The organism is Myxococcus sp. CA039A, from assembly GCF_013336645.1.
Lineage (GTDB): Bacteria > Myxococcota > Myxococcia > Myxococcales > Myxococcaceae > Myxococcus > Myxococcus llanfairpwllgwyngyllgogerychwyrndrobwllllantysiliogogogochensis.
Genome location: NZ_JABUMQ010000234.1, coordinates 1 through 18,193, shown reverse-complemented (window position 1 = coordinate 18,193; position 18,193 = coordinate 1). Strand labels below are relative to the sequence as shown.

Here is an 18,193-nt window from a genome sequence, read left to right as displayed (position 1 = left end):
GGACAGGTGGGCGGGGGTGCCATGCCGCTGGCCCGGTTGCCTTCCTTCGCGTGCAGCCTCACCGTAGGTGCACCGGAATCATTCCTCGAACGCCTGCGCGGCGGCGAAGTGCCGGTTATTGGCAGGATCGCGGATGGCGAGGTGGTCCTCGACGTCCGCTGTCTCGCGAAGGAGGAACTCGCGTCGGTCGCTGAAAGCGTGGCGACCGCAAGTCCCGGGAAACCACCATGATCAACAGCGCCGTCCTCGTACTCAACCGGTACTACCAACCGGTGCACGTCACGTCGGTGAAGCGGGCGTTCTCGCTGCTGTATCAGGGCGTCGCCAAGGCGATTGACCAGCAGTACCGACTCTACGAGTTCGCCGATTGGGCGGCACTGAGCGCCACCAACGACTGCATCACCACCATCAACCGGACCATCCGCGTTCCCCGGGTGCTGGTGCTCAGCGCGTATGACCATCTCCCGCGTGGGAGGGTGCGTTTCTCCCGGCTCAACATCTACGCGCGCGACGCGGACACCTGTCAGTACTGTGGCAAGAACCTCCCCCGCAGCGATTTGAACCTGGACCACGTCATGCCTCGGACCCAGGGCGGCAAGACGACGTGGGAGAATGTCGTGTGCTCGTGCGTGCCGTGCAACCTGAAGAAGGGGGGCCGCACGCCGGAGCAGGCCGACATGAGACTGCTCAAGAAGCCGGTGCGCCCGCGCTGGACTCCGCTGTTCCGAGGCGCTTCGCGCAAGGTGACGTATCAGGAGTGGCTGCCTTTCCTGCACCTCGCGGACGCGTCGTACTGGAACGTGGAGCTGCTGGACGAGTAGGGCGGAGCGCTCGGCCGCCTGTTCACTGGTCAGCCATGCGAGCCCTGTAAATCTGGGTGTCATCCCTCTCGGTGGTGGGGGGATTGATCGACGAAATGGCCGGGGATTGGCGGGGAGTCGACTCGGGCGGTAGGACGGGCTTTGATGCGACCGCCCATGTCCAAACCTTCGCGAGCGCCCCTGGCCGATGCCCGTGCCCTGGGGACCCCGACCTCCGAGCCGGTGCAGTCGGGGCCGCCGGGACTGGGACGACGTGCGCGGCCCCGTCGCATCATCGCCGTGGGCGGCGGCAAGGGTGGCATTGGCAAGTCGATGGTGTCCGCCAACCTGGGCGTGGCGCTGGCGCAGTCCGGGCTGAACGTGTTGCTGGTGGACGCGGACCTGGGCGGGGCCAACCTTCACACGTGCCTGGGCGTGGGGCAGCCGGAGGCGACGCTGTCCGACTTCTTGCGGCGCAACAAGGCGCGGCTGGAGGACGTCATCGTCCCGACGGGCGTGCCTCGGCTGTCGCTCATCGCGGGCGCGCAGGACGCGCTGGACGCGGCCAACCTCAAGTATGCGCAGAAGCAGAAGCTCTTGAAGACGCTCCTGGGGGCGCAGGCGGACTACCTCATCCTGGACCTGGGCGCGGGGACGAGCTTCAACACCATCGACTTCTTCATCATGGCGGACCATGGGCTGCTGGTGGTGTTGCCCGAGCCCACGTCGGTGGAGAACGCGTACCGCTTCGCGAAGGCGGCCTTCTTCCGGCGATTGCAGCAGATGGAGGCCGAGTACGGCATCGGGGACCTGGTGGACAGTGCCCTGACGACCCGGGAGGGCTCGCTGCGCACGCTGCATGACGTGCTCGAGCAGGTGAGGCGCAAGGACCCCGTGGGTGCGGAGCGACTGGAGCGAGAGCTGGCGGCCTTCCGCATCCGGCTGGTGGTGAACCAGGCCCGGACGGACGCGGACCTGAACGTGGGAACAGCCGTGGCCTCCGCGTGGAAGAAGTTCTTTGGGATCGACATGGATGACCTGGGTGCCATCCGGTATGACGATGAGGCGTGGCGCGCGGTGCGAAAGCGGCGCCCCGTATTGATTGAGCGGCCGGACTCCCCGGCGGCTCTGGCCATTCAACGCATCGCCTCGCGCTTGCTCGCAATCGACGGAACGCCCATTCCCGCCACGCCATGAAGCCCTTCGCGCAGCAGACCTATTACGAGCTCCTGGAGGTCCCTGTCACCGCGCAGATGGAGGAGATCCACGCCGCCTATTCGCGGTTGATGGAACTCTATGCGCCGGACTCCATCGCGGTGTACGCGCTCGTGGATGCGGATCAGGTGGACGCCCTTCGCGCCCGGATGACGGAGGCGATGGAGATCCTCACGGACGCCGACTTGCGGGTCGAGTACGACAAGGACCTGGGCCTGCCCGCGCGCAAGGTGGCCGAGGCCGTGACGGCACCCGCGAAGGACTCCGGCCCCGTGCAGCGCGCGGCCGAGGCGCTCGCGAGCGCGGTGGAGTCGTCGGCTTCGTCCTCTGCCTCCGAGGCAGGGAAGGGGACGGAGGAGCCGGAGCCCGAGCTGAGTGGGCCGGCGGCGTTCCGGGCCAGCTTCGTCAGTGGCTATTCGCTGTCGTACGTGACCAGTTCCTTGCAGTCCGCGCCGTTCGGCGGTGGGTTCGTGGACATGCCCGCGGCGGGCAGGGTGGACGTCGGGTCCGCGCCCGCGCGCGGTGAGTCTGCCCCGGCGAAAGTCGCGGTGGTGGTGGAGGCGCGGACGGCGGAGCGCGTCGTGGCGCAGTCGAGAGCGGCGGGTTCCGCTTCGGTGGAACCAGGCGCGGATTCGTCCGCCGCCACGTCGTCGGCCGTCGTTCCGGCCAGTGCCGCCGCCGAGGCGTCGAACTCCGAGGCTCCCGACACCGCGAGCGCGACGAGCGCCCAGTCGGTGCCGGGCATCGAGGCGCCCACCAGCGCGAGTGCGGTCACTGCCCAGGCGGCGTCGAGCACCGAGGCTCCCGACAGCGCGAGTTCGGTGGCAGCTCAGGCGGCGTCGAGCACCGAGGCTCCCGACACCGCGAGCGCGACGAGCGCCCAGACCGAGCCAAGCGTCGAGGCTGCCATCCGCGCGAGTGCGGTCGCTGCCCAGGCGGCGTCGAGCACCGAGGGATCCAGCACGAGTACGACGGAGTCGGCTGGTGCGAGCGCGGAGGCTCAAGGCGCCGAGGTTCCCGCGAGTCCCCTCGCATCGACGCCAGCACCCGCCGAGGAGCCCCCGGTCGACGAGGCTCCCGTTGCGTCGAACGCGCAGGACGCTTCCGCGCAGCCGGTCGCACCCGTGTCGGCGGAGCCCCCCGCGCCCGAGCCGGCCACGTCCATCGTCGTGACGCCAACGACAGGTCGGTCGACGGGCACATCTCGTTCCATGCCTTCGACGGCGTCCGGCACGGGGGCGTCCGCGCAGACCCGGGGTGGCTCGGGTCGTCAGCTGGGAGAGGCACAGGTGCTCTCCCAGGACTCGGCCATCGCCACGGCCGAGGCCGCCCTGGCCCAGGTCTCCGCCCGCGTGCGCGACGTCCGTCCGCGCCTCCCGGACATCCCCGCCGACGCCGAGTTCAACGGCGAGCTGCTGCGCAGGGTCCGGGAGACTCGGGGCTTCACGCTCCATCAGGTGGCGGATCGCACCCGTATCTCCTTGCGTCATCTGGAGAACGTGGAGGCGGACCGTTACACGCTGCTGCCCCCGCCCGTGTACCTGCGAGGAATCCTCATGAACCTGGCCCGTGAGCTGGGGTTGGATCCGCTCCAGGTGTCCAGGAGCTATCTGGGCTTGGCTTCTGAGAAGTCGGGCAAGAAGTGATGCTGACCCGGGGAGCTGCCAACCTGCGCTCGCACCACAAGGAAAGTTGACTCCCCTCCGAGCGGTGCCTATGTAGGGAGGACGATGACGGACGAGGAAAAGATCAAGGCGATGCGGCTCGCCCGTGCGATTGCCTCGGATATCTCGCTCTACAACGAGCAGAAGATCATCAAGGGTATCGAGCAGGACAACCTCTTCGAGGTCCTCAAGGAGGAGCTGGAAGAGGGACGTGAGCTCTACAAGAGCCGCGTCAGCCAGGATGTCTACACGAACGCGAACTTCTTCGAGCGCGCCATCAACGACATCGTGTTGCGCTCCAAGGCGCACGTGAAGTCGAAGATCTGGTAGTCCGCTCCACGTGGCAGCGCCCGACACCCGAGATCATCGCGCCCCGCCGGCCTCACGCGGAGAGCGCATCGACCAGTACCTCGCCACCGTCTTCACCGACCTGACGCGTTCGCGCATCCGGGGCCTCATCGACGATGGGCACGTGCTCGTCGACGGCAGGCCCGTGAAGGCGGCGATGCGCCTTCGCGGTGGCGAGCTCCTCACCCTCCACGTTCCGGCCCCCGTGGCCGCCGCTCCTCAGGCCGAGGAGCTGCCCCTGTCCGTGTTGCACGAGGACAAGGACCTCGTCGTCGTGGACAAGGCGGCGGGCATGGTGGTGCACCCGGGTGCGGGACACGCGACGGGAACCCTGGTCAACGCGCTCTTGCATCGCGTGAAGGACCTGGCCGGCGTCGGCGGCGAGCTGCGCCCCGGCATCGTCCACCGCCTGGACAAGGACACCACGGGCTGCCTCGTCGTCGCCAAGAGCGAGCGGGCCCTCGTCGCGCTCCAGAAGTCCTTCAAGGGGCGCGAAGTCACCAAGACGTATCTGGCGCTGGTTCATGGCGTGCCCCCCGCGCAAGGGCGCATCGAGACGCTCTATGGCCGCCACCCGGTGAATCGTCAGCGCTTCACCGGGAAGGTGCGAGAGGGCAAGCCGGCCATCACCGTCTTCCGCGTGCTCGAGGCCTTTGACGGCGCCGCGCTGGTGGAGGTGGATCTGCTCACTGGCCGGACGCATCAGATTCGCGTCCACCTCACGGAGGCCGGCCACCCGTTGCTCGGGGACACGCTGTACGGCGCCGGGCGCAAGCCGAAGGGTGAGTCCGCGGCCGCGCAGGAGCGGTTGGGACGCCAGGCCCTGCACGCGTGGAAGCTGGCCTTCGCGCACCCGCGCACGGGCAAGGCGCTCTCGCTGGAGGCGCCCCTTCCCGAGGACTTCACCGCCGCGCTTGAGCTGCTGCGGGGTCCCCAGGCGCCACCGGAGCCCGAGCCGAAGGCGAAGCCGAAGAAGGCTCCCGCCCGGAAGACGACGAAGAAGCGCGCGGCGGCTACAAGCCGGAAACGCTGAGTGACTGCTGTCGCTTGGACAGCACCTTCACGGGCTGGATGGCCATGACGCGCATGAAGACCTCGAGCAGCTCGGGGTCGAACTTGTTGCGCATCTCCGTCCACATCAGCATCAGCGCGACTTCCGGGCCGTAGGCATCGCGGTACGGGCGCTTGGAGGTGAGCGCGTCGTACGCGTCGCAGATGGCGATGATCTTCGCGTAGGCCCCGAGGTTCGTCTTCGGGATGATCATCTGGATGTTGCCGCGCGAGTCGCGCACCGCGGTACCGAAGTCCGTCTTGTGCTCGAAGGTCGTCACGACGCGCAGCAGGGTGGAGCGACTGAAGCCCTTCTCCATGAGGATGTTGCGCACGGAGATGAGCGGCGCGCGCTGCACCGCCACGCGCTCCTCCGGCGTCAGCGCCCCGCGCTTGGTGGCCAGCTCCTCCGGCAGCGTCGTCATGCCCGCGTCGTGGAAGAGGGCGATGTAGCCCAGGTCTCGCAGCTGCGGCTTCGTGAGCCCCAGCTCCGCGCCGAAGACGATGCACATCAGGCACACGTTGACCTGGTGGTACACGAGGTAGTCGTCCTCGCGCCGCATCGTCGTCATGCCCAGGAAGTGGGTCTTCTGCTCGTAGCTGATGTCCACGAAGTCCTGCACCAGCCGCAGGGCCTTGGACGCGTTGATGGGTTTGCCCGCGCGCACCGACTCCAGGTACTTGCTGAGGAAGAACACCGAGCGGGCGTAGACGGTCATCGCGTACTTCTTGCGATCGACCTTCTGGTCGCCCACGTTGTTCATGTCCTTGTCGAGCTTCTCCTTGAGCTTGGAGAACTTGGCCACCCGCATGTTGAGCAGCTTGCGGCCGGCGAGTCCGTCCTCCTCGGAGGTGCTCGACTGCTCCTTGCTGAAGATCCAGATGAAGTTCTTCAGGTCCGGCACCGTCACCGGCTTGGTAAGCGTGAAGCCGCCGACGTCCTTGGCGCGCATCTCCGTCAGGAGATATCGCTGGTTCTCGATGGAGTTCAGGTCCACCTTCACCAGCATGCTGTTCAGGTAGAAGGAGTCCTTGACGCCCGCCAGCTCCAGTCGGCCTTCCTTGCCGATGATCTGGTTGATGATGTCCTGGAGCTGGTGCAGCGGCTTCTGGAAGACGCCGTTCTCCGGGTCATACATCTTCACGGAGCGCACCAGCATGTAGAGGCCGGCGACCATGGAGCGCGAGAGGGCCTGGAGCTTCTCGTTGTGCTCGCGGCCGAACTCGTTGGTGCTCTCGTCCTGGCTCTGGGTGATTTTGAGGTTCTCAGCCATGGGCTTATGCCTCCTCTGGGAGCGCCGAGTCACCGAACAGCGTCTTGCGCGTCTGGTACATCGCCTTGCGCGCCGCCGTGAGCAGTTCCACCGGCTGGGTGCGGTCCTCGACGATGGCCTGCATCATTTTGTAGCTCTGGATGGAGCAGGCGCCCTGGAGCCCGGCGACCGCCAGCATCTTGTCTTCCAGCACGCGCTTCTTGTTGAGCAACGAGGGCTTCACCGCCAGCAGTTGCTGCATGTGCGAGAGCGCGCCCGGCGTGCCCGTCGCACCGACGGCCGCGTAGAAGGCGGTGCGCTCGTCGGGCGTCTTCTTGTCGAACGCGGGCTCTCGAATCAGGCGCATCAAGTCGGAGAACGCCTTGTCGCGATCAAACTCCGGCAGCATCCGCGCCGCCACCATGCGCACCTGGGAGACGGGGTCCGCGAGCGCCTCGAAGATGAGGCGGCGCGCCTCGCCGGTGCGCCCGCGCCCGATGATGTTGAGCACCTCCAGCTTCACCACCAGGTTGGGGCTCTTGAGCACCTGGCCGAACATCTTGATGCGCTCGGGGTGGTTGCTCTTCTCCAGCACGTACACCATGTCGCGCACCGTCTGCGGACGGTCTGAGACCAGCCGCGCCACGAAGGGCTCCGGCAGCTCTCGCGCGACGACGGCCAGCGCGTCACACAACAGCGCGCGGTTCTCCGGAATCTCCAACGTCTCCAGCACCGTGAGCAGGGGGATGACGGAGTCGCGGCCCAGCGCCTGGAGGTAGCGCGTCACGTCCGCGGGGTGCTTGGGACGCGAGCCCTTGAGCGACTCGCCCAGGCGCATCAACCGCTGCTCCTCGCCCATCTTGTGCATGAAGGACTCGAGCAGCTTCTCCAGCGGCGCGCCGCCTTCCTTCTGCGACAGCGCGCGCAGCTTGAGGACGATTTGATTGATGGTGCCGAAGTCGTCCTGGAGCAGCAGCATGTCCAGCAACTGCACGAAGATTTCCTCGAGCAGCGCGCCGTCCTCGACGCCGCCTTCCACCACCTGGAACACGGCGCTCACCAGCTTGGGGAACAGCCGCGCGCCTTCTTCCTCCGACACCTCGCGCTGGAGCTTCGCCTTCAGGTCATCCGAGGCATGCCGCCCGCCGACGACGAGGCCGCGAATCTGCTCCACGCCGTCCAGCTTCGCGTCCAGGTCCTCCGCGGACACGCGAGCGAAGCGCAGGTAGTCGTCCGAGTTCGTCTGCAGGCGCGCGTAGAGGTAGCCCACCACCTTGTCCACCTCGACCTGCACCTCGTCTTCGCTGGCGTTCTCCATGGAGAAGCCTTCCACCACGACGTACTCGACGTGCTCCATGCCCGCGCGCCACAGCTGGGCCAGCACGTCCTCGGCGCCGCGCTCCGGCTCCGACAGGGAAATCATCGTGAAGGTGACGAGCTCCTCCACGACGAGGCCGGGACGGAAGATGAGCTGACGGATGCCGTCGCGGAAGAACTTGTACGGGAGCGGCGTGTCCTCGGTGAAGAGCGAGTCGTTGTGCAGCGTCAGGTTCTGCTGCTCGACCTTGAGCGACAGGGGCCCGTACTTCTCGGTGTACTGGGTGATGGACTCCAGCGCCTTGGCGAGGAACTCCGGGAAGCGCGCATCGTTGTGGCGGTACATGCCAATCTGCTTGATGCCCTTGAGCAGGTGGAACGCGAACGTGCGCGCCAGCTCCACCTTCTCGCGGACCTCCGGCGTCTGCTCCGGCTCCGTGCTCGCTTCCTGGGTCTTTTGGGGATGGGCCATGCGCGTGCAACTCTCCGCTCGGGCGGTATCACCAGCCTACCGCGAAATCCTCTGGGGCCCCAGCCGGCGGCGGTTGGAAGTTCGCGGACTTGGATGACATGGGTCTACCTCGACGCCGTCGCCCTGGAATTACCGGGTATCTTGCGTGGGCCGGCGTACCGGGAGGAGTGTCGAGCGCATGCTGCGAGTCATGGCCTGTGGGGTGTTGCTGCTGGGGCTGACGGGGTGCTTCCGGATGAGCGTGCGGACGGGCGCCCCGCGAGACGGGCTCCCGGAGGCGCGCACGGGCGTGAGCCTGGTGTACGGGCTGTCGACGGCCAACGTGTCGGCGGCGGAGTGTCGCCACGGGGTGTCGCGCGTGGACGTGTATTGGCCCTGGTGGGGCGCGCTCGTCTACGTGGGCACGGTGGGCTTCGTCACGCCGCTGCGCACGGAGTACGTATGCGCGGAGGGCACCACGTCCACGCAGGCGGCGCCCGAGCGGGAGCAGGTGCCGGATTCCATCGCGCCGCTCTGAAGTGGTGTGTCAGAGGCTCTTCGTAGAGTTCTTTTCAAGGGGCCAGAAACACCTGGCCTCCCTTGAGCAAGGAATTCACATGCATGATGTCTTGAAGCACGGAGCCTCGGCTTTCTGTGTCGCGACGCTGTTGGCCGCTCCCGCTGCCTTCGCTGGTTTCGAGACCGAGTCCGCGAACTGCTACAAGAACGCGGATGGCTCCGGTCGGTGCCACGGCAGTCTCCTTGGCTTTCGCAACCACGTCGGCGCCAGCACCCAGGCGTCCTTCACCCGGGTGAGCAACGCCGCGCCGTACTTCTCCGCGGCCCTCACCTCGGGCGCGACGACGACGTACTTCAACTGCACGGCCAATACGGCGACGGCGGCGCAGTGGAGCAAGGCCATGAACCACGGGGGCTTCTTCTCCATCTACTGGTCGGCCGCGGGTGAGTGCTATTCGCTGTTCCTGATCAACGGCAGCCAGTACTCGCATTTCTGATCCACTCCATGACAACCCAGGTGTTGCGTGGCTGGCTTCCAAGCCTGACCACAGCGGTGGGGTGCGCCGTGGGGTGCTGGCTCGCGGTGAGCCAGGCGCAGCAATCCCAGGCGCAGCGAATGGAGCAGCTCACCGACGAAGTGGGTTCGCTGCGCCGGGCGCTGGAGTCCAGCTCCCACGCGACTGGAGCGAGCCCGGTGGGCACCGCCACCATCCTCGCTCCGCGGGAGAGTCGCCTCTCCGTCGAGGACCAGGAGGCCATGGCCTTGCGGGTGGCCACCTTGCTGAAGGAGTCGGGAGGGCCCGTCGCGGGCTCTTCCGAGCCGGAGGCTCCCGTTCCCACCGCGCCAGAGCCGTCTTCGGAGCAGCGCGAGGCCGTGGCGCGTGCGGGCATGATGGTGGACCGGGTGGTCTCCAGCGGGCGCATGACAGCCGAGGACGTTCTCGAGATTCGACGTGAACTCGTCCACCTTCGAGGTCGCCCCGAGGCGGACGCGCTCCGCAAGCAACTCGTCGTCGCCATCAACCAGGACCGGCTCGTCCCCGCGCCGGGTTTCGATGGCCTGCCGTAAGTCTCACTTCCCTTTGAGCAGTCGAACGACGCAAGGCTCAGGAGTCACAACATGAAGCAGCTCTCTTTTTCGAAGCCCCTTCTCCGCGGAGTTCTGTTCCCTGGGGTGGCGCTCGCTGTCCTGGGGCTCGCTCCCGTCGCGTGGGGAGGACTCCAATCACAGACAGTCTTCTGCCAGAAGAACGCGGATGGCTCGGGACTCTGCTACGGCAATTTCGTCGGCTTCCGTGAGGACGCGACGTCGACCTCGTCCGCGTCCTTCCGTGAAGACCTGATGACCGGCACGCGCAGCTTCGACTCGTGGTCCACCCCCCCAGGTGGCACCAGCCCGGTTGTCTACACCTGCATCCCCAACGCCGCCGTCTCCGCGCTCTGGGAGCAGGCCCTGAGCAACCGGGGCTTCTTCCGGGTGAGCTGGGACGCGAGCGGCACCTGCGACTACCTCAGGCTCGTCAACAGCTCGCAGAACACGAACTTCTAAGGCCGCCAGCCGTTTCGGATTTCAACGGTGTCTGGAGGAACGGCGCTCCCAGCCAAGGGAGCGCCGTCACCTCACAGGCCTACTTACCGGGCGGCGGTGACACCGCGGCGCTGGTGCCCTTGAGGGCGGAGCGCAGCAGGAACAGCGTCAGGCCGGCGAAGAAGAGCAGGCCCCACAGGTTGGACCAGAGGGGACTCGCCAGCTCGCTCTCGCCCACCGCGTTGAGGAAGCCACCGAAGGCGCCCTCGTGGCCGAACACGGCCGGCAGGTTGATGGCGCGTGAGCCCGCGCCGTCCGTGGCGATTTCGAGGAAGGCGATGAGCACGCCGGCAATCGAGCCACCGGCGATGTAGCCGGAGGAGAGCAGGGTGCCCGGCGAGAAGTCGGACTCGCTGCCACCGCGCAGGCGGTCCACGAGGTAGCGCACCATGCCGCCGACGAAGAGCGGCGCGCTGCTGCTGATGGGCAGGTACACGCCCACCGCGAAGGGCAGCGAGGACACGCCGCACAGCTCCAGCATCAGCGCGATGAACACGCCCAGCAGCACCAGGTCCCACGGCAGCCGCTGCGTGAGGATGCCGTCGATGATGAGCGAGAACAGCTGCGCCTTGGGCGCGGCGTAGCGGGTGAGGGCCTGCCCCTCGTAGGAGCTGATACGGCCGCCAATGCCCGGGTCCACCACGTACTGGATGCTGCCGCCGTCATCCACCAGGTACTTGCCTGCGGGCACCGGAGTGTCCGCGCCGCGCACGTAGCCTTCCTTGAAGGTGCGCTGGGGGCCCTCGGTGATGGCGCCGAGCTCCGACACCTTCACCTGCGAGCCGCCCGTGGGGCTCAGCGTCACGCCGCTGACGTCCTGCGCGCTCACCTGCCGCCAACTGCGAAGCTCCATCGCTCCGCCCTGCGAGGCCAGGTCATAGCCCTGCGCCCAGGCCGCCTTGCGCAGCGCGGCCTCGTCCAGCCCGCGCGACGTCAGGGACTGCGCGGACACGGCCCACGGGAAGGTGTACTGCGTGCGCGTCTCCTGGGTCATCTCCGTGACCTGCACGCCGGGGTGCGGCTCCGGAATCGTCACGGTGGCGCCCTTGTTCAGAGTCACCAGCACCAGGCCGATGAACATGGCGCTGGTCAGCACGCCCACGAAGAGGGCGATCTGCTGCTTCTTGGGGGTGCCGCCCACCAGGTAGGCCGTCTTCAAGTCCTGCGCGGTGGTGCCGCCGTTGGAGGCGGCGATGCCGACGATGGCCGCCGTGGTGAGGGCCATGAAGCGGTCCTCGGAGCTGGTCCACCCGAGCAGCAGGTACACGAGGCAGGTGACGAGCAGCGTGGCCACCACCATGCCGGAGATGGGGTTGGAGGAGCTGCCAATCTCACCGGTGATTCGCGCGCTCACCGTCACGAAGAAGAAGCCGAAGACGATGATGAGGATGGCGGAGATGAAGTTCACCTCCAGTGGCGGCGCCAGCCAGATGAGGAGCACCAGGGCCACGCTGCCCACCAGCACCACGGTGATGGGGAGGTCCTGCTCGGTGCGAAGCAGCTGCGGTCCGCCGCCTTGCCCGCGCGAAGCCTTGAGTGACTCCACGCCGCGCTTGAACGCGCCGATGATGGTCGGCAGCGAGCGGATGAGGCTGATGAGGCCGCCCGTCGCCACGGCGCCCGCGCCGATGTAGAGCACGTAGGCGTTGCGAATCTGGTCCGGGGACATGTCCCGGATGAGGGCGCCGTTGTGCACCAACAGCGGCTGGTCCAGCCCCGCGCCGAAGAAGGAGATTGCGGGGATGAGGATGAGGTAGCTCAGCACGCCACCGGCGAAGGTGATGGCCGCCACGCGCGGGCCGATGATGTAGCCCACGCCGAGCAGCTCGGGGCTCACCTCGGTGGACAGCGTCGCGCTCTTGAGGCCCTTGAGCGGCGTGCTCAGCACCTCGCGGAACAGCTTCATGCCGGAGTAGGCGAACTTGTAGATGCCGCCCACCAGGAACCCGATGATGACCGTGCGCGCGTTGGTGCCGCCCTGCTCACCGACGATGAGCACGTCCGCGCTGGCGGTCCCTTCAGGGTAGGGCAGCTTGCCGTGCTCCTGGACGATGAGGCCCTGGCGCAGCGGAATCATCATCAGCACGCCGAGCACACCGCCCAGCGCCGCCACGAGGAAGGCATGCGTCAGGCTGATGTCGTAGCCCAGGAGCAGCAGGGCGGGCAGCGCCGCGGCGACGCCGAAGGCCAGCGACTCACCCGCCGAGCCCGTCGTCTGGACGATGGTGTTCTCCAGGATGTTCGACTTGCCCAGCGCCCGGAAGATGGCGATGGAGAGCACCGCCACCGGAATCGACGCCGACACCGTGAGGCCGACCTTGATGGCCAGGTACACGGACGAGGCGGCGAACACGATGCCCAGGACCGAGCCGAGCACCAGGGCTCGAATCGTCATCTCCGTGGGCGACTGTTCAGGTGGGACGTACGGGATGTGCAGGTGCGGCGCGTGCGATTGCGAGATCGGGACGCGCTCGTCGACGACCGGCGGGGTACCGTGGGCCAAGCGAAAGGCTCCTTACGAGGGAATCCGGCCCCTTCTAGCAGGGCCCCGCCCGCCAGCGAAGTGATGGCCCACAAATGACAAGCGCCCCCACCCCGAGTGGGGAGGAGGCGCCTGGCGTCCCGCACTCAGCGGGACCGACCTGCCGCGTCAGACACGGCTCACTGCTGCATCGCCGCGGCGTCCGGATCCACCTCCGCCATCAGCGCCGCCAGCTCCGCCTTCAGCTTGTCCTTGGCGCGAATCTCCAGCTGACGGGCACGCTCCCGGGAGAACCCGAAATGCTCGCCCAGCTCCTTGAGCGTCATCGGGCGCTCGTTCATCACCCGCTGCTCGATGATGAAGCGCTCGCGGGGGTCCAACCGCATCAGCGCGGTGCGGACGCGGGCGTTGATGAGGCCCGCCTCTTCCTTGTCCGCGAACTCGTCGTCCTGTGGCGCGGCGGCGCTGACCACGAAGTCCACGTGGCTGTTGCCACCGTCCTCGCCCATGGGCGCGTCCAGGGACAAGTCCCGGCCGCCCATGCGCTGCTCCATCTCCCGCACCTCGCCCGGCTTCACGTGCAGGCGGCGGGCAATCTCCTCCACGTTCACCACGGCCTCGCCGTTGCCAAACTTCTCCAGCTCGCGGCGCGTGCGCGCCAGACTGAAGAACAGCTTCCGCTGAGCCTGCGTGGTGCCGAGCTTCACCAGCGACCAGCTCTTGAGGATGTAGTTCTGGATGTACGCGCGAATCCACCACACCGCGTAGGAGATGAGGCGGATGCCCTTGTCCGGGTCGAACTTCTGCACGGCCTTCATCAGGCCGATGTTCCCCTCCTGGATGAGGTCCGACATCTTGATGCCGTAGGAGCGGTACTCGTAGGCGACCTTCACCACGAAGCGCAGGTTGGAGGTGACCAACCGGTGGCCGGCGGCCAGCTCGCCGCGGATGAAGCTGCGTGCAAGTGCCTGCTCCTCCTCCACGGTGAGGAGGTTGTAGTGGTTGATCTCCGAGAGGTACATCGCCAGGGAGCCGGAGTTGGACGACTGCTCGGTGGACGCCTGCATGGATGGTTTCTCCCGACGTGGGGCCCCGCTGACGAGGCCGCTAGGTTTTCGGACCGCTTGACGACTGAACGAAGGCTGTCAGGAGCAACCGCGGTGCCAGCGCGAAGTCCCACACCTTCCCCAATGTCTGCGGGGGGTTGGCGGATGCTGCGCTCATGTACAAAGAAGGAGGGCTGTAACGGTTACGGCCGCTCTGGGAACTCGCCGCGACTTCTCGGCTGTAGAATGTGCCCGTCTGTGCACGACACGCCTCCTCAAGAGGAGCGCCAGGGCTCTTCGGCCGTTGACGCGAAGCGAACGAGGGGCGCCCAGCAGCCAGGCAAGGGGACCCCTGGCGACAGGGCCGCCTGGGCCGCTGTCGTCTTCCCGTGAAGAACGGCTAACGACGGCGCCGGATGCTGGCCGGGAGCATTTTCCGCGCGCGAAGGGACGCCCGAGGGGCATCCGGACTCGCGAGCGTCAGGACGCGCGAGCCCGGGGCTCCGACGCGCGGGCCCGCTGGGCCTCCAGCTTCACGTGGGCCGCGACGGATTGCTGGAGCGCGCGCAGCAACTGGTCCGCTTCGCCCTGGCGCAGGGGGCGTCCACCGAAGCGTGCTTCCAGGTAGCGGCGGGTGACGGGTGCCAGCGCGAGCGCCAGCGGATGTCCCTCGCGAGCCAGCCGCGCATCCAGGTCCTCGAGCGTCTCGCCCTCGCCACGCACCAGTCGCGCCGGGACGAGCATCGCCTCCACCGCGTCGACGAAGCGCGTGGCCGCGTGCGGGCGAGGCCGCCCCGCCAGCCGCGTCACCAGTCGCCACGCCGCATAGACGACCATGCCCGCCACCAGGGCGGCGCCCCAGGCCCGGGCAGGAGGCAGGCGGCTCCTCGTGGTGTTCTCGGCGCCCTTCGGCGGGCGCACCAGCGCGCGCGCCACGTCCACCTGGTCCCGGAAGGAGTAGTCGACGACGGAGTTGCGCCACCACGACTCCAGCGCTTCATACAGCCCGAGCAGCCGCTGGAGCAGCCGTGAGCCCTGGCTGGGGCGGTGGGCCGGCGGTGTCGCGTCCACGGTGACGAAGCCTCGCTCGGGCACCAGCACGTGGGTCCACGCGTGCGCGTCGCCGGCCCGCAGGACGTAGCCGTCATTGACGCGCTCTCCGCCGAAGAAGCCCGTGGCCAGCCGCGCGCGGATGCCCTGGGTGCGCAGCATCAGCGTGAGCGCGGTGGCGAAGTGCTCGCAGTGTCCGGCCTTGCGGTCGAAGAGGAAGTCCGCCAGCGGATCCTCCCGCTCGCCATTCTGCTCCAGCGTGTACGCGTGCTCGCGCTGGAGCCACGTGGCCAGCTTCTGCGCCGCGGCCAGGGGCTCTCGCTCGCCATTGAGCACGCGCGCCGCCGTCTGCGCGACGCGAGGATCCAACGCCTCCGGCAGCGCCAGCAGCGCGTCCTGCTCCTCGGAGGGCAGCTTCCGGAAGGAGTCGCCGCTGCCGCCCGGAGGCAGGCTGTAGGCCTCGTATGCGTAGGAGACGCCCGCCTCCAGGAAACGCGCTTCGCCACCCGCCAGCTCCTGGAGCGAGGTGCGCCGGCTGCCGGTGCTGCCATTGGCCACCGCGTTGCCCAGCCGCGACGGCGTCTCCAGGGCGATGAGCGTGCGGGCGCCGTACGCGGGCAGCAGTTCCACGCGCTGGTGGATGAGGTTGTCCCCGCCGGGGCGCAGCGTGAGGAGCGGCTCGCGCTCGCGACGCACGCCTCCCGCGTTCGTCCACTCCATCCCGTCGAAGATGTCGTAGGTGCGGCCCACCCAGTAAGAACCGAGCGCGTCCACTCCGGGGTCCGGGCTCAGCGTCGCGCGCAGGACGATGCGCGGGTTGTCCTTGATGGTGCCCGCGCCGCCCAGCCGCACGGTGTTGGAGAAGCCCGCGGTCGCGGGACCCAACCCCGGCGCGGCGCGCGGGCCCGTCATGTTCCAGTTCAGACGGGGGAAGAGGATGAAGAAGGCCATCGCCCCCGCCACCGCGAAGGTGACACCCGTGCCCAGGGGGCGGAGCACGGCGCGCACCGGGATGGGCTCGCCCTCCGGCACGGCGGCTTCCACCACGCCCAGCGCCATCGACACGCTGGACAGCACGCTGAAGGCCACCAGGAACAGGCCGTACACCAGCTCGCCCGACAGCGCCGCGCCACCGGCCACCATCAGAAGCCCGGACAGGTGCACCTGCCCATCCGTGGCCGGGTCCGGCGCGGACAGCAGCCGATGCGCGGAGATGAGGCCGGCGAAGGCACAGGCCGCGACCACCAGGTTCAGGGCCCCGGACGTGACATTCACCGCCAGCACGGCAGCCACGCCCAGCAGCAGCAGCGCGGTGAGCTTCGCGCGCCGGGCGAAGAGGCGCTTGCCGAACAGGGCCGCCACCAGAGCGAAGGCGAAGAGGCCCAGCGTCCACAATGGGAGCTGGCCCGATACGGCCATCGAAGCGAAGGCGCACCCGGAGGCCACGTCCCGCAGCACCAGTCGCAGCCGGGTGCCCCGCGTCATGCCGCCTCCTCTTCTTCTTCGCGAAGCCCCTCGAAGCCCAGCCACGCCAGGGCCCGGAGGATGCGTTTCTCCTGAGCGGAACCCGCCCCGGAGCGCAGCCGCTGGTCGGTGGTGTTGAGCCCCACCTCATGGCCCTCCTCGAGCAGCCGGTGGGCCAGCGCGGCCACTTCCTCGCAGCGGCGCTCCAGCGCCGCGCCCTCGAGTCCCGGCTCCACGGCGAGCACCCAGGTGCGGCGCTCCTCGCGCTCGCGCTCCACGCGCAGCAGCTTCCCCGCAGACGCGCTCTTGAGCCAGTGGATGCGGCGCGCGTCCTCACCCTCGGCCAGCTCCCGCAGGCCTGTCACGTCTCCGCTGCCGTCGTTGCGGCGGGGGTTGCCCGCGTCGCCCGCGGGCCCGCGCTCCGCGTCCCCCGGCTCCTGGCACGCATAGGCGCGCCGGGGGTAGACGAGCAGCAGGCCTTCGAGCGGGAGCACGCGCGTCTTGGCGAACAGGCCCATGGGCCACGTCGTCGTGACGCGCACGCCCGTCAGTCGCACCGGCCCCCGTCGAGGCGCGGTGAGGTCGGCCCGCACCACGTGCTCCACATTCGCTGGCAGGTAGCCCACGCCACCCCCGCCCACCAGCGGGGAGTCCGCTTCAGAGAACGTGAGGGCGAAGGCATGGCCCTGCTTGCGGGACACGGCCCAGCGGAAGGCGAAGGGCTCGGCGGCGAAGGCCGCGTCCGTGCCCACGCGCCGCACGGAGATGTCCCGGATGCACCGCTCCGACAACACGCCGGACACCACCACCATGCTCAAAAGCAGGCCCAACAGCAGGTACAGCAGGTTGTTGCCGGTGTTGAGCGCGCCCAGGCCCACGCCGAACGTCACCACCAGATAGGTGCGACCGATGCGCGTCACCTTGAGGGTGCGCGGGGGCCGCAGCCAGACGCGAAGGCGCGCCCAGCGTTGCTTCAGGCGGAGCTTCACCGCGGCGCCGGCACCTTTCGGGTGAGCTCCTCCAGCAGGTGCGCCGCCTCATCCCGCGCCGCCACGCCCTGCACGGCGCTGCGCAAGAGCACGCGGTGCGCCCAGCACGGCACCAGCACCGCCCGCACGTCCCCCGGCGTCACGAAGTCACGCGCCTCCCACAGCGCCTGCGTCCGAGCCGCCGCGCCCAACGCCAGCACCGCGCGGGTGGAGGCGCCTCGCTCGATGTCGCCGTGCTCACGCGTGGCCCGCGCCAGTCGCACCACGTAGTCGGCCACCGTGCCATCCAGCCGCAGCTCCGCGGAGAGCTCCCGCAGCTGGGCCACTTCCTCGGGGCTGGACACCGTCTGCACGGCATCCAGGGGCGGCGCGCGCCCTCGGGTGGCCAGAAGCTTCGCCTCCACGTCCGGTGCGGGGTGGCCCAGCGACAGGCGCAGCATGAAGCGGTCCAACTGGGAGTCCGGCAGGGGATAGGTGCCGGAGAAGTCCACCGGGTTCTGCGTGGCCACCACCGTGAAGGGCGAGGGCAGCGCGTGGGTGCTCCCATCCAGCGACACCTGACCCTGCGCCATGGCCTCCAGCAGCGCGGACTGCGTGCGGGGCGGGGCGCGGTTCAGCTCATCCGCGAGCACCAACTGGCGGAAGAGGGGACCGGGGCGGAACTGGAAGGTGGCCGTCTGCGCGTGGAAGATCTGCGCGCCCAGGATGTCGGCCGGCATCAGGTCCGCGGTGAACTGGACCCGCGCGAAGCTCAGCCCGCACGCGCGGGCCAGGGCCTCCGCCAACGTGGTCTTCCCGACACCCGGCACGTCCTCCAGCAACAGGTGCCCACCAGAGACCAGGCACGTCGCCACCAGCCGGGCCTGGGCTTCCTTGCCCTGGACGGCCCGGCCAAGCTCGGCGGCGATGCGTTCCATCGCCGTGCGCGCGGTTGCGGGGGAGGGGGCGGCGGCGGCG

The 18,193-nt window shown here is 68.6% G+C and carries 16 protein-coding genes and 1 pseudogene; 10 read left to right on the top strand and 7 right to left on the bottom strand.

Features of this window, described 5'->3' with window-relative positions; genetic code table 11:
• The 6 genes and pseudogenes from HR086_RS31925 to HR086_RS31900 all read left to right on the top strand — a co-directional run.
• A pseudogene (locus HR086_RS31925) lies at positions 1 to 231 on the top strand (L-seryl-tRNA(Sec) selenium transferase); the annotation flags it as partial.
• Complete coding sequence (locus HR086_RS31920; RefSeq protein WP_141647233.1) at positions 228 to 821, top strand: HNH endonuclease; 594 nt, start codon at positions 228 to 230, stop codon at positions 819 to 821. The pseudogene HR086_RS31925 and the gene HR086_RS31920, both read left to right, overlap by 4 nt.
• Positions 822 to 1,043: 222 nt before the next feature.
• Entirely contained in the window at positions 1,044 to 1,997 is a 954-nt protein-coding gene (locus HR086_RS31915) for a P-loop NTPase (RefSeq protein ID WP_141647234.1), read from the top strand.
• Positions 1,994 to 3,661, top strand: coding sequence for a helix-turn-helix domain-containing protein (locus HR086_RS31910; RefSeq protein WP_174467531.1), 1,668 nt, complete (start codon positions 1,994 to 1,996; stop codon positions 3,659 to 3,661). Before HR086_RS31915 ends, HR086_RS31910 begins: the two co-directional genes overlap by 4 nt.
• Positions 3,662 to 3,745: 84 nt before the next feature.
• The gene (locus HR086_RS31905; protein WP_141647231.1) at positions 3,746 to 4,009 is read left to right on the top strand and encodes a hypothetical protein; all 264 of its coding nucleotides are present in this window, start codon (positions 3,746 to 3,748) and stop codon (positions 4,007 to 4,009) included.
• 10 nt (positions 4,010 to 4,019) lie between these two features.
• The gene (locus HR086_RS31900) at positions 4,020 to 5,060 is read left to right on the top strand and encodes an RluA family pseudouridine synthase (RefSeq protein WP_174467530.1); all 1,041 of its coding nucleotides are present in this window, start codon (positions 4,020 to 4,022) and stop codon (positions 5,058 to 5,060) included.
• Here the strand turns inward: HR086_RS31900 and HR086_RS31895 are convergent.
• Together HR086_RS31895 and HR086_RS31890 are read right to left on the bottom strand one after the other, a co-directional pair.
• The gene (locus tag HR086_RS31895; RefSeq protein ID WP_141647229.1) at positions 5,041 to 6,351 is read right to left on the bottom strand and encodes an HD-GYP domain-containing protein; all 1,311 of its coding nucleotides are present in this window, start codon (positions 6,349 to 6,351) and stop codon (positions 5,041 to 5,043) included. The genes HR086_RS31900 and HR086_RS31895 overlap by 20 nt on opposite strands.
• Positions 6,352 to 6,355: 4 nt before the next feature.
• Positions 6,356 to 8,119, bottom strand: coding sequence for a HEAT repeat domain-containing protein (locus HR086_RS31890; RefSeq protein WP_174462027.1), 1,764 nt, complete (start codon positions 8,117 to 8,119; stop codon positions 6,356 to 6,358).
• Between the two features lie 178 nt (positions 8,120 to 8,297).
• Between HR086_RS31890 and HR086_RS31885 the strand changes: the two genes are divergently transcribed.
• The 4 genes from HR086_RS31885 (at position 8,298) to HR086_RS31870 (ending at position 10,166) form a co-directional block, all read left to right on the top strand.
• A complete protein-coding gene (locus HR086_RS31885; RefSeq protein WP_141647227.1) occupies positions 8,298 to 8,636 on the top strand; it encodes a hypothetical protein in 339 nt (112 codons plus the stop codon).
• Positions 8,637 to 8,715: 79 nt separating this feature from the next.
• The gene (locus tag HR086_RS31880) at positions 8,716 to 9,114 is read left to right on the top strand and encodes a hypothetical protein (protein WP_141647226.1); all 399 of its coding nucleotides are present in this window, start codon (positions 8,716 to 8,718) and stop codon (positions 9,112 to 9,114) included.
• Between the two features lie 68 nt (positions 9,115 to 9,182).
• Positions 9,183 to 9,686 carry a hypothetical protein gene (locus HR086_RS31875; protein ID WP_141647225.1) on the top strand — a complete coding sequence of 168 codons (504 nt, stop codon included), beginning with the start codon at positions 9,183 to 9,185 and terminating at the stop codon, positions 9,684 to 9,686.
• A gap of 51 nt (positions 9,687 to 9,737) precedes the next feature.
• Entirely contained in the window at positions 9,738 to 10,166 is a 429-nt protein-coding gene (locus tag HR086_RS31870; protein ID WP_141647224.1) for a hypothetical protein, read from the top strand.
• A 79-nt stretch (positions 10,167 to 10,245) separates the two neighbouring features.
• Here the strand turns inward: HR086_RS31870 and HR086_RS31865 are convergent, their stop codons facing one another.
• From HR086_RS31865 to HR086_RS31845, 5 genes are all read right to left on the bottom strand, one after another.
• Entirely contained in the window at positions 10,246 to 12,708 is a 2,463-nt protein-coding gene (locus HR086_RS31865; RefSeq protein WP_174467529.1) for an OPT family oligopeptide transporter, read from the bottom strand.
• A 158-nt stretch (positions 12,709 to 12,866) separates the two neighbouring features.
• A complete protein-coding gene (locus HR086_RS31860) occupies positions 12,867 to 13,754 on the bottom strand; it encodes an RNA polymerase factor sigma-32 (protein WP_141647222.1) in 888 nt (295 codons plus the stop codon).
• 459 nt (positions 13,755 to 14,213) lie between these two features.
• Positions 14,214 to 16,268, bottom strand: a complete 2,055-nt coding sequence (locus tag HR086_RS31855; protein ID WP_174467528.1) for a DUF3488 and transglutaminase-like domain-containing protein — start codon at positions 16,266 to 16,268, stop codon at positions 14,214 to 14,216.
• A complete protein-coding gene (locus HR086_RS31850; protein ID WP_174462031.1) occupies positions 16,265 to 17,236 on the bottom strand; it encodes a DUF58 domain-containing protein in 972 nt (323 codons plus the stop codon). Before HR086_RS31850 ends, HR086_RS31855 begins: the two co-directional genes overlap by 4 nt.
• A partial coding sequence (locus HR086_RS31845; protein ID WP_254626557.1) for a MoxR family ATPase occupies positions 17,233 to 18,193 on the bottom strand: 961 nt, incomplete at its 5' end. The genes HR086_RS31845 and HR086_RS31850, both read right to left, overlap by 4 nt.

Excerpts from the sequence above, each read along its gene's own strand:
- HR086_RS31920 (WP_141647233.1), top strand. The coding sequence starts at position 228 with ATGATCAACAGCGCCGTCCTCGTACTCAACCGGTACTACCAACCGGTG.
- HR086_RS31910 (WP_174467531.1), top strand. The coding sequence starts at position 1,994 with ATGAAGCCCTTCGCGCAGCAGACCTATTACGAGCTCCTGGAGGTCCCT.
- HR086_RS31905 (WP_141647231.1), top strand. The coding sequence starts at position 3,746 with ATGACGGACGAGGAAAAGATCAAGGCGATGCGGCTCGCCCGTGCGATT.
- HR086_RS31895 (WP_141647229.1), bottom strand. The coding sequence starts at position 6,351 with ATGGCTGAGAACCTCAAAATCACCCAGAGCCAGGACGAGAGCACCAAC.
- HR086_RS31890 (WP_174462027.1), bottom strand. The coding sequence starts at position 8,119 with ATGGCCCATCCCCAAAAGACCCAGGAAGCGAGCACGGAGCCGGAGCAG.
- HR086_RS31885 (WP_141647227.1), top strand. The coding sequence starts at position 8,298 with ATGCTGCGAGTCATGGCCTGTGGGGTGTTGCTGCTGGGGCTGACGGGG.
- HR086_RS31880 (WP_141647226.1), top strand. The coding sequence starts at position 8,716 with ATGCATGATGTCTTGAAGCACGGAGCCTCGGCTTTCTGTGTCGCGACG.
- HR086_RS31870 (WP_141647224.1), top strand. The coding sequence starts at position 9,738 with ATGAAGCAGCTCTCTTTTTCGAAGCCCCTTCTCCGCGGAGTTCTGTTC.
- HR086_RS31860 (WP_141647222.1), bottom strand. The coding sequence starts at position 13,754 with ATGCAGGCGTCCACCGAGCAGTCGTCCAACTCCGGCTCCCTGGCGATG.
- HR086_RS31855 (WP_174467528.1), bottom strand. The coding sequence starts at position 16,268 with ATGACGCGGGGCACCCGGCTGCGACTGGTGCTGCGGGACGTGGCCTCC.